The sequence below is a fragment of the Catellatospora coxensis genome, from assembly GCF_016862635.1.
Lineage (GTDB): Bacteria > Actinomycetota > Actinomycetes > Mycobacteriales > Micromonosporaceae > Catellatospora > Catellatospora coxensis.
Genome location: NZ_BONI01000215.1, coordinates 1 through 702 on the forward strand (window position 1 = coordinate 1; position 702 = coordinate 702).

1 protein-coding gene is annotated in these 702 nt (G+C 65.2%); it reads left to right on the forward strand.

All coding sequences use genetic code 11. The features are described from left to right. Window positions 1-57: 57 nt before the first annotated feature. Window positions 58-702 (forward strand): hypothetical protein (locus Cco03nite_RS42090; protein WP_203699644.1); only part of this gene is annotated, 645 nt, incomplete at its 3' end.

A 702-nucleotide genomic window follows, 5' to 3' on the forward strand; every position in this document is an offset into this window, starting at 1 on the left:
CCCTTCGGGCAGCGCAAACGGGTCGCCCGAGCGCGGCTGGGATGGCAGGCTACCGGGGTGTTCAGGACGCTGCCGGAGAACCACTCATGGGTGTATGACCTCATCGCATCTGACGACGTCGTACGTCACCACGCGCTGGCCCGGCACCAGGCGTTGCTGGTAGCGGCTTCGGAGGCCCTTCACTGGTCGAACAGGGTATGGGCCCAGGCTGGCACCCCGGCACCGGCCGAACCGCACCTGGCTGCGGAGATGGACCAGGCCAGGGCTGATTTTCGTTGGCATCAAGAGCAGACGATCTTCGGGCCGCTCCGTGCGTTCTTCGACTCGAGGCGTACCGACCCCGCAGCTCGGCAGTCGTACGCCCCTTACCTGGCACTGTACCTGCAATGGGAGGCGTTCTACCCGCAGGAGTGGGGTGCGCCCGAATCCAGAATGTGGTCGGCCTGGGGGACAAAAGAGGGGCTTCTACGCCAGCTGTACCGCGGCGGTGTGCCCGAACAAGTTCGGCCGCAGATCAGCGACCTGATCGTCACAGCGCTCAAGCGACCGTACCGCTGCAAAGACTGGATGTACGCCCGGCTGGTCCAGCACGTTCTGGACACGTCCTTCACCAGCAAGATCGCGGCGCTGCTGGGCTCGGAAGATCCGCTCGTCCGCCTGCGGGCGCAGTTCATCCTCCATGTTGCCAGGAATCCCCAGCAC